The sequence below is a fragment of the Streptomyces sp. NPDC048255 genome, assembly GCF_040652415.1.
Classification (GTDB): domain Bacteria; phylum Actinomycetota; class Actinomycetes; order Streptomycetales; family Streptomycetaceae; genus Streptomyces.
The window spans coordinates 13935-29131 of the sequence record NZ_JBEZMA010000003.1 but is presented as its reverse complement, the minus strand read 5'-3'; the positions used below and the strand labels follow the sequence as shown (position 1 = coordinate 29131).

13 protein-coding genes are annotated in these 15197 nt (G+C 72.2%); 9 read left to right on the top strand and 4 right to left on the bottom strand.

The annotated features are described in order from the left end of the window. Positions 1 to 241: 241 nt before the first annotated feature. Positions 242 to 1705 (bottom strand): MFS transporter, encoded by a 1464-nt coding sequence (locus tag AB0D94_RS04070; RefSeq protein WP_362045111.1) that lies wholly within the window; start codon positions 1703 to 1705, stop codon positions 242 to 244. A gap of 92 nt (positions 1706 to 1797) precedes the next feature. Here AB0D94_RS04070 and AB0D94_RS04065 point away from each other — a divergent pair, with 92 nt between their 5' ends. Beyond that, on the top strand, positions 1798 to 2436 hold the full coding sequence (locus tag AB0D94_RS04065) for a TetR/AcrR family transcriptional regulator (protein ID WP_362045108.1): 639 nt from the start codon (positions 1798 to 1800) through the stop codon (positions 2434 to 2436). A gap of 188 nt (positions 2437 to 2624) precedes the next feature. On the opposite strand, the gene rpsT is transcribed toward AB0D94_RS04065, so the two are convergent. Next, positions 2625 to 2891, bottom strand: coding sequence for a 30S ribosomal protein S20 (gene rpsT, locus AB0D94_RS04060; RefSeq protein ID WP_069920239.1), 267 nt, complete (start codon positions 2889 to 2891; stop codon positions 2625 to 2627). Positions 2892 to 3148: 257 nt separating this feature from the next. Between rpsT and lepA the strand changes: the two genes are divergently transcribed. From lepA to AB0D94_RS04040, 4 genes are all read left to right on the top strand, one after another. Further along, the gene (gene lepA, locus AB0D94_RS04055) at positions 3149 to 5014 is read left to right on the top strand and encodes a translation elongation factor 4 (RefSeq protein WP_362045103.1); all 1866 of its coding nucleotides are present in this window, start codon (positions 3149 to 3151) and stop codon (positions 5012 to 5014) included. 220 nt (positions 5015 to 5234) lie between these two features. Continuing rightward, positions 5235 to 7124 (top strand): AMP-binding protein, encoded by a 1890-nt coding sequence (locus AB0D94_RS04050; protein WP_362045100.1) that lies wholly within the window; start codon positions 5235 to 5237, stop codon positions 7122 to 7124. A 260-nt stretch (positions 7125 to 7384) separates the two neighbouring features. Continuing rightward, positions 7385 to 8617, top strand: coding sequence for a radical SAM family heme chaperone HemW (hemW, locus tag AB0D94_RS04045; protein WP_362045097.1), 1233 nt, complete (start codon positions 7385 to 7387; stop codon positions 8615 to 8617). 103 nt (positions 8618 to 8720) lie between these two features. After that, positions 8721 to 9308 carry a Uma2 family endonuclease gene (locus AB0D94_RS04040; RefSeq protein ID WP_362045094.1) on the top strand — a complete coding sequence of 196 codons (588 nt, stop codon included), beginning with the start codon at positions 8721 to 8723 and terminating at the stop codon, positions 9306 to 9308. Here the strand turns inward: AB0D94_RS04040 and AB0D94_RS04035 are convergent. Both AB0D94_RS04035 and AB0D94_RS04030 read right to left on the bottom strand, forming a co-directional pair. Beyond that, positions 9286 to 10095: a DUF3097 domain-containing protein gene (locus tag AB0D94_RS04035; protein ID WP_362045092.1), complete on the bottom strand. Its 810-nt coding sequence runs from the start codon at positions 10093 to 10095 to the stop codon at positions 9286 to 9288. The two genes, AB0D94_RS04040 and AB0D94_RS04035, sit on opposite strands and share 23 nt — an antisense overlap. Before the next feature lie 28 nt (positions 10096 to 10123). After that, positions 10124 to 10849: an MBL fold metallo-hydrolase gene (locus tag AB0D94_RS04030; protein ID WP_362045090.1), complete on the bottom strand. Its 726-nt coding sequence runs from the start codon at positions 10847 to 10849 to the stop codon at positions 10124 to 10126. A 158-nt stretch (positions 10850 to 11007) separates the two neighbouring features. Here AB0D94_RS04030 and hrcA point away from each other — a divergent pair, with 158 nt between their 5' ends. The 4 genes from hrcA (at position 11008) to AB0D94_RS04010 (ending at position 15197) form a co-directional block, all read left to right on the top strand. After that, positions 11008 to 12024, top strand: coding sequence for a heat-inducible transcriptional repressor HrcA (gene hrcA / locus AB0D94_RS04025; RefSeq protein ID WP_362045088.1), 1017 nt, complete (start codon positions 11008 to 11010; stop codon positions 12022 to 12024). Continuing rightward, entirely contained in the window at positions 12025 to 13164 is a 1140-nt protein-coding gene (dnaJ, locus tag AB0D94_RS04020) for a molecular chaperone DnaJ (RefSeq protein ID WP_362045087.1), read from the top strand. 201 nt (positions 13165 to 13365) lie between these two features. Next, complete coding sequence (locus tag AB0D94_RS04015; RefSeq protein WP_362045084.1) at positions 13366 to 14457, top strand: nitronate monooxygenase; 1092 nt, start codon at positions 13366 to 13368, stop codon at positions 14455 to 14457. Then, a complete protein-coding gene (locus AB0D94_RS04010; protein ID WP_362045082.1) occupies positions 14454 to 15197 on the top strand; it encodes a 16S rRNA (uracil(1498)-N(3))-methyltransferase in 744 nt (247 codons plus the stop codon). Before AB0D94_RS04015 ends, AB0D94_RS04010 begins: the two co-directional genes overlap by 4 nt.

Sequence of the window (15197 nt, the reverse complement as noted above, 5' to 3'; positions counted from 1 at the left end):
CGGCAAGGCACCCCCTAGGGGTGCCTCACCACGGCCGCTCTCCGGGTGGCCGGCGCTCCTTTGCGGACACCCCTGCGGTCCTGCCCGGGCGGTCTTCGGCGGCCCGTGCCGCGCGGCACGGCGCCTCGGTGGGTTGTCGGGGCGCGCGAGTACGGGTGGGTGCGTGCTGCGATCCTCCGCCTTGCGGTGCACCGCACCGGGAGGTGTGGGACCCGGGGGCTTCGAGGGTCAGAGCGCGGGTTCAGTGGGCCATCGCGCGGGCTGCCGTGGGAGAGGGGCGGCCCGTCGGGAGGAGGGCCGCCGCGGCGAGGGCCAGGGCCAGCGCCGGGAAGGGCAGGGCGGTGAAGCTTCCCGAGGCGAGGGCGGCCACGCCGAGGGCCGCGCCGAGTTCGTGGGAGGTGCCGACCAGGCCGGAGGCGAGGCCCGAGTGTTCGGGGGCGACCTCCGAGAGCGCGGCCGTCGTGGCGCAGACGAAGGCCGCGCCGAGTCCCAGGGCGAGTACGGCGAAGCCGGGGACGAGGCCCGTCCAGAGACCGCCCGTCGGCGCCAGGGCGGCTCCGGCCGCCGCCAGGGCGAAGGCCGCCGCGCCGACCGGGCGCCAGCCGAAGCGGGAGACCGCCCGACCGCCCAGGTGCGCCCCCGCCGTGACGGCCACCGCGACCGGCAGGAAGGCCAGGCCGGTGACCAGCGGGCTCCGCCCGAGGGTGTGCTGGATGTGCAGGGAGCTCAGGTAGAACCCGGCGACCAGCAGCCCGGCCGCGCCCAGCATCACCGCACTGCCGCCCAGCAGGGCGCGTCGGCCCGGCAGCGCGGCGGGGAGCAGCCGGTGCCGGGTGCGGCGCTGGACCAGGGCCAGCGCCGCACCCGCCGCCACGGCCGCGGCGAGCCAGGGCCAGGAGCGCTCGGCCAGGCCGTAGACGAGGGCGGCCGAAGCCGCCGTCAGCAGGAGGGCTCCCGGCACGTCCACGCGGGTCCGGCGCTGTGCCTGGCCACCAGGCGTGTGGCGCGGGGGCCCCAGCAGCAGCGGGACGGCGATCAGGGCGAGCGTTCCGGCCGGCAGGTTGACGTAGAAGATCCAGCGCCAGCCGGGCCCGTCGGCCAGGAGCCCGCCGAGCAGGACGCCGACGGCCGCGCCCGCGCCGCCGACCGCCGCCCAGGCGCCGAGGGCCTTGTGCCGCGCCGGTCCCTGGAACAGCGCCATGACCAGGGCCATCGCGGCGGGCGAGAGCAGCGCCGCGCCGACCCCCTGGGCGGACCGCGCGGCGATCAGGGTGCCGCCGCCCGCGGCGAGCCCGGACGCCACCGAGGCCGCGGTGAAGAGCGTCAGCCCCGTCAGGAACATCCGCCGGGCCCCGAACCGGTCCGCCAGCCGCCCGCCGACCAGCAGCAGGGCCCCGAAGAACAGCGTGTACGCGGTGACGACCCAGGTGAGCCCGGACGCGGAGAGGCCGAGGTCGCCGCCGATGGCGGGCAGGGCCACGTTCACCACCGTGACGTCCGCGATGAGCAGGAACTGGGCCAGGCACAGGAGGAGGAGCAGGCGCCACCGGTGCGGGTGCGGGTGCGGGTACGGGTGCGGGTGCGCCGCGGCTGCGGGGCCTCCCTGCCCGTGGGCGCGCTCGTGCTCGTGTCCGTCGGCGTGGGCGTGCCCGTGCTCGTGCCCGTGGGCGTGGGCGTTGTGGCCGTGCTCGGTGTGCGGAGGCATGACGGGACCACTCCTAAACTTTACATAGGCGTTAGGGATTGAGTATGCAGGGCCTCCGGTGGAATGTGAACAGGGGTGTTAAGTTTGGGCTCATGGTTTCCGATGCCACCCGACCCGGCTCCCGGGCCCGCCGCGCTGACGCGGAGCGCAACACCGCCGCGATCGTCGACGCGGGCCTGGACTGCTTCCTCGCCGACCCGCAGGCGAGCATGGCCGCCATCGCCCGCGCCGCGGGCGTCAGCCGGGTCACGCTCTACTCCCACTTCCCGACCCGCGAGGCGCTCCTCGACGCCGCCCTCGACCGGGCCGTCGCCGAGGCGGCCGCCGCCCTCGACGGCCTCGCGAGCCAGGGCTCCGGCAGCCCCGGCGCCCCCGACGGCGCGGACGTTCCGGACCGTCCCGGAGGCACCGCCGGGGAGCTCCGGCAGCTCGTCCGTACCTCCTGGCGCCTCCTCGACCGGCACTCCGCCGTCTTCGCCGCCGTCTCCGCCGCGCTCCCGCCCGAGCGGCTGCGCGAGCGCCACGAGCGGATCCTCGCGCCCGTCCGGCGGCTCGTCCTGCGCGGGCAGGAGGCCGGTGAGCTGCGGTCGGACCTGTCCGCGGACTGGCTGGTCACGGTCGTCTACAGCCTCGTCCACGCGGCCGCGGCCGAGGTCCAGGCCGGCCGGATGGACCCCGAGGACGCCCCCGAGGTCCTCACCTCCACCGTGCTCGCCGCGGTCACCAGGTGACGAGGGGGTCGGCCGGACAACGCGAAGGCCCCGGCGACCACCCTGGGGAAGGGTGGAGGCCGGGGCCTTCGGTCACTGCTTGGTTGCGCCGCACCCGCGTGGCGAACGCTTCGTGTGCGGCGCGGGGTGCCGGTCAGGAGCGGGAGAGAGGGCCCGCTGGATCCCTACCCGGCGATCACATCAGGAGCTCAGCCCTGGAGGGAGGCAACCTTGGAGGCCAGCGCCGACTTCTTGTTGGCGGCGGCGTTCTTGTGGATGACACCCTTCGAGACAGCCTTGTCGAGCGCACGCGCGGCATCGCGAGAAGCCACGGTGGCCTTCTCGACGTCACCGGCGACGACGGCCTCGCGGGCCTTGCGGATCGCGGTCTTGAGCGAGGACTTGACGGCCTTGTTGCGCAGGCGCGCCTTCTCGTTCGTCTTGTTCCGCTTGATCTGGGACTTGATGTTCGCCACGAAAGAGCCTTTTCAGGTTCAGAGTTTTGTTCTTCGGATCGTGCCTCGACAGCTGAGAGGGCATACGAGACACAGCTGCCCAGGCTACCAGGCACGCTCCTGGCGGCCCAAACCGAGCGCACTGCCCCGTCCATGGGACCATGGGAGTCTGCGCACAGGTCCGACATCACGCCGCCGAGGGCGACGGGAGCCGGACCTCCGCTCCGACCGACGCTCCGCAAACGCTTCCGACTGCGACCCGAGAATCAGGACACTGCGTGCCCGCGATCCCCAGCCACGTGCCCGAGCCGAGCCGTACCGACCCGGCGCTGATCCGCAACTTCTGCATCATCGCGCACATCGACCACGGCAAGTCGACCCTTGCCGACCGGATGCTCCAGCTCACCGGTGTCGTCGACCAGCGGCAGATGCGCGCCCAGTACCTCGACCGCATGGACATCGAGCGTGAGCGCGGCATCACGATCAAGTCCCAGGCGGTCCGGCTGCCCTGGGCGCCCACCACGGGCGAGGACCAGGGCAAGACCCACGTCCTCAACATGATCGACACCCCCGGGCACGTCGACTTCACCTACGAGGTCTCGCGCTCCCTCGCCGCGTGCGAGGGCACGGTCCTCCTGGTGGACGCGGCCCAGGGCATCGAGGCGCAGACCCTCGCCAACCTGTACCTGGCGATGGAGAAGGACCTCGCGATCGTCCCGGTCCTGAACAAGATCGACCTGCCGGCCGCCCAGCCGGAGAAGTTCGCCGAGGAGCTCGCGAACCTGGTCGGCTGCCAGCCCGAGGACGTCCTGCGCGTCTCGGCGAAGACCGGTCTCGGCGTGGACGCACTGCTCGACAAGATCGTCGCCACGGTCCCGGCCCCGGTCGGACCCAAGGACGCCCCGGCCCGCGCGATGATCTTCGACTCGGTCTACGACTCGTACCGCGGCGTCGTGACCTACGTACGTGTGGTCGACGGCCAGCTCAACAAGCGCGAGCGCATCCGGATGATGTCCACCGGCGCCACGCACGAGCTGCTGGAGATCGGCGTCTCCTCCCCGGAGATGACCCCGGCCGACGGCATCGGCGTCGGCGAGGTGGGCTACATCATCACCGGCGTGAAGGACGTCCGTCAGTCCAAGGTCGGTGACACCATCACCAGCCTGCACAACGGCGCGACCGAGGCCCTCGGCGGCTACAAGGACCCGCGGCCCATGGTCTTCTCGGGCCTGTACCCGCTCGACGGCTCGGACTACCCGGACCTGCGCGAGGCCCTGGACAAGCTCCAGCTGAACGACGCCGCGCTCGTGTACGAGCCGGAGACCTCGGCGGCGCTCGGCTTCGGCTTCCGCGTCGGCTTCCTCGGCCTGCTCCACCTGGACGTGGTCCGCGAGCGCCTGGAGCGCGAGTTCGGCCTCGACCTGATCGCCACCGCGCCCAACGTGGTGTACCGGGTGGTCATGGAGGACGGCAAGGAAGTCACCGTCACCAACCCGAGCGAGTTCCCCGAGGGCAAGATCTCGGACGTGTTCGAGCCGGTCGTCCGGGCCACCGTGCTCGCCCCGACCGAGTTCATCGGCGCGATCATGGAGCTCTGCCAGACCCGCCGCGGCACCCTCCTCGGCATGGACTACCTCTCCGAGGACCGGGTCGAGATCCGCTACACCCTTCCCCTCGCGGAGATCGTCTTCGACTTCTTCGACCAGCTGAAGTCCAAGACGCGCGGTTACGCCTCCCTCGACTACGAGCCCACGGGCGAGCAGTCCGGCAGCCTGGTCAAGGTCGACATCCTGCTGCACGGCGACAAGGTCGACGCCTTCTCCGCCGTCACGCACAAGGACGCCGCCTACGCCTACGGCGTGCGCCTCGTCGCCAAGCTGCGCGAGCTCATCCCGCGGCAGGCCTTCGAGGTGCCGATCCAGGCCGCGATCGGCTCCCGCGTCATCGCCCGCGAGACGATCCGCGCCATCCGCAAGGACGTCCTCGCCAAGTGCTACGGCGGTGACATCTCCCGTAAGCGGAAGCTGCTGGAGAAGCAGAAGGAAGGCAAGAAGCGGATGAAGATGGTCGGCTCCGTGGAGGTCCCGCAGGAGGCCTTCATCGCCGTCCTGTCCAGCGACGAGTCCGGCGGCAAGAAGAAGTAGCCGCCCCGCCGTCACCCGACGCGACCAGGCCCCCGCGCACAGGCGCGGGGGCCTGTTTCGTTATGAACCGGCCGCTTGCGGGCTCTTACGCGTACGCCGGACGGCCTCTAGTCTGATCACTGCTCGACGGTTACTCGCCAGTTACAAACTCGCCAGTCCCAAGCGCCCCCCAAGCGCCCCACGCCCACGCACTGCCGCGTGGATCGGTCCGGAGGATGTCGTGAGCGACACACAGACCTATCTCGAGAACCGCCCGCCCACCGTGGCGGTGCTCTTCCTTGAGCGCGTCGCTGCGACGCCGAACGACGAGGCCTACCGGTTCCCGGTGCCCGCGTCCGGCGGCCAGGGCGCCGACGACTGGAAGTCGCTCAGCTGGGGCCAGGCGGCCGAGCGGGTCTTCGCCATCGCCGCCGGGCTGATCGCCCTCGGCCTGCAAGCGGAGGAGCGCGTCGCGCTCGCCTCCAACACCCGGGTCGAGTGGATCCTCTCCGATCTCGGGGTGATGTGCGCCGGCGGCGCGGTCACCACCATCTACCCCAGCACCAACGCGGACGAGTCGGCGTTCATCCTCTCGGACTCCGGGAGCCGGGTGCTCATCGCCGAGGACGCCAAGCAGCTGGCGAAGGCGCGCGAGCGCCGCGCCGACCTGCCGAACCTCGCCCACGTCGTGGTCCTGGACGCCGCCGACGCGGTGGCCGCCGATGGCGACCCCGAGGGCTGGGTGCTCTCGCTCGCCGACCTGGAGGCGCGCGGCAAGGAGTACCTCGCCAAGCACCCCGAGGCGGTCGACGAGCGGATCGGGTCCATCACAGCCGACCAGCTCGCCACCCTCATCTACACCTCGGGCACGACCGGCCGCCCCAAGGGCGTCCGGCTGCCGCACGACAGCTGGTCGTACATGGCCAAGGCCATGGTCGCCACCGGCCTGCTCAACAAGGACGACGTCCAGTACCTCTGGCTGCCGCTGGCCCACGTCTTCGGCAAGGTGCTGACCTCCGGGCAGATCGAGGCCGGGCACGTGACCGCCGTCGACGGCCGCGTCGACAAGATCATCGAGAACCTGCCGATCGTGCAGCCGACGTACATGGCCGCCGTTCCGCGCATCTTCGAGAAGGTCTACAACGGCGTGGCCGCCAAGGCCCGCGCCGCCGGCGGCGCCAAGTACAAGATCTTCCAGTGGTCGGTCGGCGTCGCGCGGGAGTACGCCAAGGTCACGCAGGACAACTTCCGGCGCACCGGCCAGGCGACCGCCCCCTTCGGCCTCACCACCAAGCACAAGATCGCCGACGCGCTCGTCTACTCCAAGCTCCGCGAGGCCTTCGGCGGCAAGCTGCGCGCGGCCGTCTCCGGCTCCGCCGCCCTGGCGCCCGAGATCGGCTACTTCTTCGCCGGCGCGGGCATCCACATCCTCGAGGGCTACGGCCTGACCGAGTCCAGCGCCGCCTCCTTCGTCAACCCGGGCGAGGCCTACCGCACCGGCACGGTCGGCAAGCCGCTCCCCGGCGCCGAGGTCCGCATCGCCGACGACGGCGAGGTCCTCCTGCGCAGCCCCGGCATCATGCAGGGCTACCACGGGCTGCCGGACAAGACCGCCGAGGTCCTGGAGTCCGACGGCTGGCTGCACACGGGCGACATCGGCGAGCTCTCGGCCGACGGCTACCTGCGCATCACCGACCGCAAGAAGGACCTGATCAAGACCTCGGGCGGCAAGTACGTCGCCCCTGCGGAGATCGAGGGCCAGTTCAAGGCGATCTGCCCGTACGTGTCGTCCATCGTCGTGCACGGCGCCGACCGCAACTTCTGCTCGGCCCTGATCGCCCTCGACGAGCCGTCGATCCTGGGCTGGGCGGCCGGCCACGGGCTGGAGGGCAAGACGTACGGGGAGGTCCTGGCGGCGCCGGAGACCAACCGCCTGATCGAGACGTACGTACAGACCCTGAACGAGGGCCTCCAGCGCTGGCAGACGGTCAAGAAGTTCCGGCTGCTGCCGCGTGACCTGGACGTCGAGCACGGGGACCTGACCCCCAGCCTGAAGCTGAAGCGGCCGGTGGTCGAGCGTGAGTTCAAGCACCTGATCGACGAGATGTACGAGGGCTCGCGCGAGGCGTGACGCCTGCCGCGGGCTCGGCGGGGCGGGGCGGCCGGCTGCGCCGCCCCGCGGACCCCGCCTCTGCCCTGCCGGGCGGGGTACGGGTGGGCCCGGGCGGTAGGGCCCCGGGTGGTGGGGTCTGCGGGGCGTGCTTCCCTGCGGGCCGCTTCCTGGGGCTCCGCCCCAGACCCCGCGCCTCAAACGCCGGCGGGGCTGGGTTTTGCGCGGGCCTGGATTGTGGGCGGGGCTGGGTTGGGCGCCGGGTGCGGGAGAATGGGCGTATGCCTTCCGCACTGCCCGACGGTGAACCCATGCCCGAAGACGGCTCGCTGCCGTCGCATGCCCTGGCGGGTGCCGGGGAGCGGCCGCTCGGGTTCTACCTGCACGTCCCGTACTGCGCCACGCGCTGCGGGTACTGCGACTTCAACACCTACACGGCCACCGAGCTGCGGGGTACCGGCGGTGTGCTCGCCTCGCGGGAGAACTACGCCGACACCCTGATCGACGAGGTCCGCCTCGCGCGCAAGGTGCTCGGGGACGACCCGAGGGCCGTGCGCACCGTCTTCGTCGGCGGCGGTACGCCGACGCTGCTGCCCGCCGGTGACCTGGTGCGGATGCTCGCGGCGATCCGGGACGAATTCGGCCTGGCCGAGGACGCGGAGATCACCACCGAGGCCAATCCGGAGTCCGTGAACCCGCAATACCTGGCCGAGCTGCGGGCCGGCGGCTTCAACCGCATCTCCTTCGGCATGCAGAGCGCCAAGCAGCACGTCCTGAAGGTGCTCGACCGCACGCACACCCCGGGCCGCCCGGAGGCCTGCGTCGCGGAGGCCCGCGCGGCGGGCTTCGAGCACGTCAACCTGGACCTGATCTACGGGACGCCGGGCGAGACGGACCAGGACTGGCGCGACTCCCTGTCCGCGGCCCTCGGAGCCGGGCCCGACCACGTGTCGGCGTACGCCCTGATCGTCGAGGAGGGCACCCAGCTCGCCCGCCGGATCCGCCGCGGCGAGGTCCCGATGACCGACGACGACGTGCACGCCGACCGCTACCTGATCGCGGACGCGGTCATGGCGGAGGCCGGGTACTCCTGGTACGAGGTGTCGAACTGGGCCACCTCCGAGGCCGGGCGCTGCCTGCACAACGAGCTGTACTGGCGCGGCGCCGACTGGTGGGGCGCGGGTCCGGGCGCGCACTCGCACGTGGGCGGCGTCCGGTGGTGGAACGTGAAGCACCCGGGCGCCTACGCGGCGGCCCTGGCGGAGGGGCGCTCCCCAGGAGCGGGGCGCGAGCTCCTGTCGGAGGAGGACCGGCGGGTCGAGCGGATCCTGCTGGAGCTGCGCCTCGTGGACGGCGTCCCGCTGTCCCTGCTCGCACCGGCCGGGCTGACCGCGTCCCGCAAGGCCCTCGCGGACGGGCTGCTGGATGCCGCGCCGTACGAGGCGGGCCGGGCTGTGCTGACCCTTCGGGGGCGGCTGCTGGCGGATGCGGTGGTCCGGGACCTGGTGGACTGACCACTCGCGCGGGTGAATCCGGGCGGGATCGGTAGGAGCCTGCCTATCCTGTTCCTAGGCTGCCACCGTAAGTGACGGCGGCAGGATGCGGAGGACCACGGAGATGACCGCTGTGGATGACCGGCTGATCACGGATGCCGTCCAAGCCTTCGAGGACCTGGAGGTCCCCGAAGGGTTCAAGGCGGAGCTCCTCAGGGGGGACATCGTGATGATGGCCGGGCCCGATTGGGTCCACAACCTGATCGTCCTGCATGTGCAAAAGCAGATTCCACTCGACAAGTGGTATCCGGTGCAGACGCAGGACATCGCGATCCCCGGCGAGCCCTCGGAGCCGCAGCCGGATCTCGTGGTCGTCGAGCACGGCGCCTTCGACGGTCCAGGCAGGCTCGTGCCCGCCCCGGCCATCACGCTCCTCGTCGAGGTCGTGTCCAAGAACAGCTCCGTCGCTGACTACGGCATCAAGCGTTCCATGTACGCGGCGGGCCAGGTCCCCGCATACCTGATCATCGATCCGTTCGAGGCGGAGTGCCTGCTCCTCACCGAGCCGGCCGGGACCGGGGAGGACGCCGACTACAAGGTCGAACGTAGGACGCAGTTCGGCGAGCCCGTCCCGCTGCCCGTCCTGGACCTCAAGCTGGAGACCGGCGAGTTCGGCACTCTGCCGAAGTTCAAGCGGTACCGCCGACAGTGACGAAGTCGATCAGCTCCTCGACGCGGCCCAGGAGGGTCGGCTCCAGGTCCTTGTAGGACGTCACGCGGGACAGGATGTGCTGCCACGCGGCGCCCGTGTTCTCCGGCCAGCCCAGGGCGCGGCAGATGCCCGTCTTCCAGTCCTGGCCGTGCGGGATCACCGGCCACGCGGAGATGCCCAGCGCGGACGGTTTCACCGCCTGCCAGACGTCCACGTACGGGTGGCCCGCGATCAGGACGTCCGGGGAGGTCACCGAAGCCGCGATGCGGGACTCCTTCGAGCCCGGGACCAGGTGGTCCACCAGGACGCCCAGGCGGGCGTCGGGGGCCGGGGCGAACTCGGCGACGACGGCCGGGAGGTCGTCGATGCCCTCCAGGTACTCCACCACCACGCCCTCGATGCGCAGGTCGTCGCCCCAGACCTTCTCGACCAGCTCGGCGTCGTGGCGGCCCTCCACGTAGATGCGCCCGGCCCGCGCCACCCGCGCCCGGGCCCCCGGGACGGCGAGCGAGCCCGAGGCGGTCAGACGGGGCGCGGAGGGGCCGCGCGAGGGGCGCGTGAGGGTGACGACGGCCCCCTCCAGCAGGAAGCCGCGCGGCTGGAGCGGGAACACCCGCCGCTTGCCGAAGCGGTCCTCCAGGGTCACCGTGCCCGCCTCGCAGGCCACCACCGCGCCGCAGAAGTCCGTCCCGGCGACCTCCACCACCAGGTCGGGCTCCGCAGCCACCTCCGGCACGGCCTTGGGGCGCTTCCACTGCGGGGTCAGGTCGGGGGAGTACTCGCGCATCCGGCCGACAGTAGGAGAGCCCCGGCCGTCATGCCTCCGACACGCCGAAACGGGCCGCCAGTGTGGCGCGTTGCTCACGTACGAATCCCGCGGTGACCACCGCTCCGTGACCCGGTACGTACAGCGCGTCCTCCCCGCCCAGGGACAGCAGCCGGTCCAGGGCGGCGGGCCACTGCCGCGGCGCCGCGTCGTCGGCCGCCTGGGGCTCGCCGGACTCCTCCACCAGGTCCCCGCAGAAGACCACCTCGCGCCCGCCCGGCACGAAGACCGCCAGATCGTGCCCGGTGTGGCCCGGTCCCACGTTGGCCAGCAGCACCTGCAGCCCGCCGAGGTCCAGCGTCCACTCGCCCGAGACGGGATGGCGCGGCACCACCAGCGAGGCCGTCGCCTCGGCGGCCTCGGACTCCGCCAGCCCGTGCCGTACCGCGCTCTCGCGCAGCTCCTCGCGGCCCAGGGACAGCACCGTGTCCAGGCCGACCGCCCCGAACACCTCGGCCCCGGAGAAGGCGGCCGCCCCCAGGACGTGGTCGAAATGTCCGTGGGTGAATGCGATATGGGTCACCCGGCGGCCCGTCAGCCGCTCCGCCTGCTCCCGCAGCTCCGCCCCCTCCCGGAGGCAGGAACCCGGGTCGATCAGGAGCACCGAGTCGTCCCCCACCACCAGCCCCGCCGTGCAATCCCACACCGGCAGGCGCCTGCGGCCGGCCCGCCCGGTCAGCCGTTCCCAGCCCGCCTCTTCCCAACGCACGTCCATGCGGCGACGCTACCCTGGCGGGCCGCCCTTGCCAGGGTCTTACTACCCGGCCGTACACTGAGCGGGGGATCTCTGGCACTCGAACGCTCGGAGTGCCAGTCGAACAAGCAGCAAGCAGCAACGAGCAAGGCAACGGATCACAGCTGGAGGTGTGCGCGATGCTCAGCGAACGCAGACTCGAAGTGCTGCGCGCCATCGTCCAGGACTACGTCGGGACGGAGGAGCCGGTCGGCTCCAAGGCGCTCACCGAGCGGCACCGGCTCGGCGTCTCGCCCGCCACCGTGCGCAACGACATGGCCGTGCTGGAGGAGGAGGGCTACATCGCCCAGCCCCACACCAGCGCCGGCCGGATCCCCACCGACAAGGGCTACCGGCTCTTCGTCGACAAGCTGGCGGGGGTCAAGCCGCTGTCGTCGCCCGAGCGCCGGGCCATCCAGAACTTCCTCGACGGCGCCGTCGACCTCGACGACGTGGTCGGCCGTACGGTGCGGCTGCTCGCGCAGCTCACCCGGCAGGTCGCCGTCGTCCAGTACCCGAGCCTGACCCGGTCGACCGTCCGGCACGTGGAGCTGCTCTCGCTCGCTCCCGCGCGCCTGATGCTCGTACTGATCACGGACACCGGACGCGTCGAGCAGCGGCTGGTCGACTGCCCGAGCCCGTTCGGCGAGACCTCCCTCGCCGACCTGCGGGCCCGGCTCAACAGCAGGGTCGTCGGCCGGCGTTTCACCGATGTGCCCCCGCTCGTCCAGGACCTCCCCGAGTCCTTCGAGGCCGAGGACCGCAGCACGGTCTCCACCGTGCTCGCCACGCTCCTCGAAACCCTGGTCGAGGAAGCCGAGGAACGGCTGATGATCGGCGGAACCGCCAATCTCACCCGCTTCGGACACGATTTTCCCCTGACGATCAGGCCGGTGCTCGAAGCGCTGGAGGAGCAGGTCGTGCTCCTCAAGCTGCTGGGCGAGGCCAACGAGTCGGGAATGGCCGTACGGATCGGGCATGAGAATGCCTACGAGGGACTGAACTCCACGTCGGTCGTCTCGGTCGGTTACGGTTCGGGCGGCGAAGCAGTCGCCAAACTCGGCGTGGTCGGACCGACCCGCATGGACTACCCCGGAACGATGGGAGCGGTACGCGCAGTGGCACGTTACGTCGGACAGATCCTGGCGGAGTCGTAAGTGGCCACGGACTACTACGCCGTTCTCGGCGTGCGCCGCGACGCATCGCAGGACGAGATCAAGAAGGCCTTCCGCCGCCTCGCGCGTGAACTCCACCCGGATGTGAATCCGGACCCGAAGACGCAGGAGCGCTTCAAGGAGATCAACGCGGCGTACGAGGTGCTCTCGGACCCGCAGAAGAAGCAGGTCTACGACCTCGGCGGCGACCCGCTGTCCTCCTCGGGAGGCGGCGGCGGAGCGGGCGGATTCGGGGCGGGTGGCTTCGGCAACTTCTCCGACATCATGGACGCCTTCTTCGGCCAGGCCTCGCAGCGCGGCCCGCGCTCGCGGACCCGCCGCGGCCAGGACGCCATGATCCGCCTGGACCTGGAGCTGGACGAGGCGGCCTTCGGGACCACCAAGGACATCCAGGTCGACACGGCCGTGGTGTGCACCACCTGCTCCGGTGAGGGCGCCGCCCCCGGCACCTCCGCGCAGACGTGTGACATGTGCCGCGGCCGCGGTGAGGTGTCGCAGGTCACCCGGTCCTTCCTGGGACAGGTCATGACCTCGCGCCCCTGCCCGCAGTGCCAGGGCTTCGGCACCGTGGTCCCGACCCCGTGCCCCGAGTGCGCGGGCGACGGCCGGGTCCGCTCCCGCCGCAGCCTCACCGTCAAGATCCCGGCGGGCGTCGAGAACGGCACCCGCATCCAGCTCGCGGGCGAGGGCGAGGTCGGCCCCGGCGGCGGCCCCGCCGGCGACCTGTACGTGGAGATCCACGAGCTGCCGCACCCCACCTTCCAGCGGCGGGGGGACGACCTGCACTGCACGGTCACCATCCCGATGACGGCGGCGGCGCTGGGCACCAAGTGCCCGCTGGAGACGCTGGACGGCCTGGAGGAGATCGACATCCGGCCCGGTACCGGGTCGGGGCAGGCGATCCCGCTGCACGGGCGCGGTGTCACGCACCTGCGGGGCGGCGGGCGCGGGGACCTGATCGTCCACGTCGAGGTCACCACCCCGGGCAAGCTGGACGCGCAGCAGGAGGAACTGCTGCGCCAGCTGGCGAAGCTGCGCGGCGAGGAACGGCCGATGGGCCAGTTCGCGCCGGGGCAGCAGGGCCTGTTCAGCCGCCTGAAGGACGCCTTCAACGGTCGCTGACCGGCTGCTGACCGGTCCGCGGACCGGCCGCTGACCGGTCCGCGGAAACGCTCACGAGCCCGGCCCCGGGGATCCCCCGGGGCCGGGCTCTGTGCTTGGGCAGGGGGCCGCGGCGGGCGGGCACGGGGCCCCGGGGAAGCGGACTATGCCAGGCGAATGCCGTGATTCGGTGCGATGAGCGGGACATGGCACGATGCGTCCATGTCCACCGCACTGAACGGTCTCTCCCCCTACCCGATCGTGCAGGCTCCCATGGCGGGCGGCGCCTCGTGCCCGCCGCTCGCCGCCGCCGTGTGCGAGGCGGGCGGGCTGGGCTTCCTGGCCGGCGGCTACAAGACCGCCGACGGCATGTACCAGGAGATCAAACGGCTGCGGGCGCTGACCCGGCACGCCTTCGGCGTGAACCTCTTCATGCCGCAGACCGGGTACGTGGACCCGGCCGCCGTCGAGACGTACCGCGGGCAGCTGGCGGGCGAGGCGAGCTGGTACGAGGTCTCCCTGGCCGCCGAGGACATCATCGGCACCTGCGACGACGGCTACGAGGCCAAGCTCGCCATCCTCCTCGAAGACCCGGTCCCGGTCGTCTCGTTCACCTTCGGCTGCCCCTCGTCCGCCGTCCTCGCCTCCCTGCGCAAGGCCGGTACGCACACCGTCGTCACCGTGACCTCCGTCGAGGAGGCCAAGGCGGCGCAGGAGGCGGGCGCCGACTCCGTCTGCGTCCAGGGCGTGGAGGCCGGCGGCCACCAGGGCACCCACCGCGACGACCCGCAGGCCGACGGCACCGCGGCCGTGGGACTGCTCGCGCTGGTGGCGCAGGTCCGCGAGGCCGTGGGGCTGCCGATCGTCGCCGCGGGCGGTCTGATGCGGGGCGCGCAGATCGCGGCGCTGCTGACGGCGGGCGCCGGGGCCGCGCAGCTCGGCACGGCCTTCCTGGCCTGCCCGGAGTCCGGGGCGCACCCCCTGCACAAGAAGGCCCTGACGGACCCGCTGTTCGTCCGTACGGAACTGACCCGGGCCTTCTCCGGCCGGCCGGCGCGGGGCCTGGTGAACCGGTTCATGCGGGAGCACGGTCCCTACGCCCCGGCCGCGTACCCGCAGATCCACCACATGACCTCGGGGCTGCGCAAGGCCGCAGCCGCGGCCGGGGACCCGCAGGGCATGGCCCTGTGGGCGGGCCAGGGGCACCGGCTGGCGCGGACGCTGCCGGCGGGCGAGCTGGTCGAGGTGCTGGCGGCCGAACTGGCCGAGGCACAGAGCACGTTGAAGGTAATGCAGATGAGGAGTGCGTCATGACCGCCCCCGTGTTCGTGGTCGAGGAGGTCCCCACGGGACCGGAGTTCGTCCTGGAGGGCCCCGAGGGCCGGCACGCGGTGTCCGTGAAGCGGCTGAACCCGGGCGAGGCGCTGGTCCTCACGGACGGCCGGGGCGGCTGGGCCGAGGCGGTCGTGAAGTCCGCGGAGGGCAAGGACCGCCTGACGGTCGCGGTGTCCTCGGCCGGACAGGAACCGCAGCCCCCGGTCCGCATCACCGTGGTCCAGGCACTCCCCAAGGGGGACCGCGGCGAACTGGCCGTCGAGACCATGACCGAGACGGGCGTCGACGCGATCGTGCCGTGGCAGGCCTCTCGGTGCATCACGCAGTGGCGCGGCGACCGGGGAGCCAAGTCCCTCGCCAAGTGGCGGGCCACCGCCCGGGAGGCGGGAAAGCAGTCCCGCCGGGTCCGCTTCCCCGAGGTGGCGGAGGCCATGTCCACCAAGCAGGTCGCCGCGCTGCTGGCCGGGGCCGACCTGGCGATGGTCCTCCACGAGGACCGCGAGGCCCCCTCGGGCGCGCTGGCCACGGCCGGACTGCCGGACTCGGGCTCCATCGTCCTGGTCGTCGGCCCCGAGGGCGGCGTCTCCCCGGAGGAACTGGCCGCCTTCGCCGCGGCCGGGGCCCACCCGTACCGGCTGGGCCCCTCGGTCCTGCGGACCTCCACCGCGGGGACGGCGGCGACGGCGGTCCTGCTGGCCCGCACCGGGCGCTGGTCCTAG

Excerpts from the sequence above, each read along its gene's own strand:
- AB0D94_RS04070 (WP_362045111.1), bottom strand. The coding sequence starts at position 1,705 with ATGCCTCCGCACACCGAGCACGGCCACAACGCCCACGCCCACGGGCAC.
- AB0D94_RS04065 (WP_362045108.1), top strand. The coding sequence starts at position 1,798 with ATGGTTTCCGATGCCACCCGACCCGGCTCCCGGGCCCGCCGCGCTGAC.
- hemW (WP_362045097.1), top strand. The coding sequence starts at position 7,385 with ATGCCTTCCGCACTGCCCGACGGTGAACCCATGCCCGAAGACGGCTCG.
- AB0D94_RS04040 (WP_362045094.1), top strand. The coding sequence starts at position 8,721 with ATGACCGCTGTGGATGACCGGCTGATCACGGATGCCGTCCAAGCCTTC.
- AB0D94_RS04035 (WP_362045092.1), bottom strand. The coding sequence starts at position 10,095 with ATGCGCGAGTACTCCCCCGACCTGACCCCGCAGTGGAAGCGCCCCAAG.
- AB0D94_RS04030 (WP_362045090.1), bottom strand. The coding sequence starts at position 10,849 with ATGGACGTGCGTTGGGAAGAGGCGGGCTGGGAACGGCTGACCGGGCGG.
- hrcA (WP_362045088.1), top strand. The coding sequence starts at position 11,008 with ATGCTCAGCGAACGCAGACTCGAAGTGCTGCGCGCCATCGTCCAGGAC.
- AB0D94_RS04015 (WP_362045084.1), top strand. The coding sequence starts at position 13,366 with ATGTCCACCGCACTGAACGGTCTCTCCCCCTACCCGATCGTGCAGGCT.
- AB0D94_RS04010 (WP_362045082.1), top strand. The coding sequence starts at position 14,454 with ATGACCGCCCCCGTGTTCGTGGTCGAGGAGGTCCCCACGGGACCGGAG.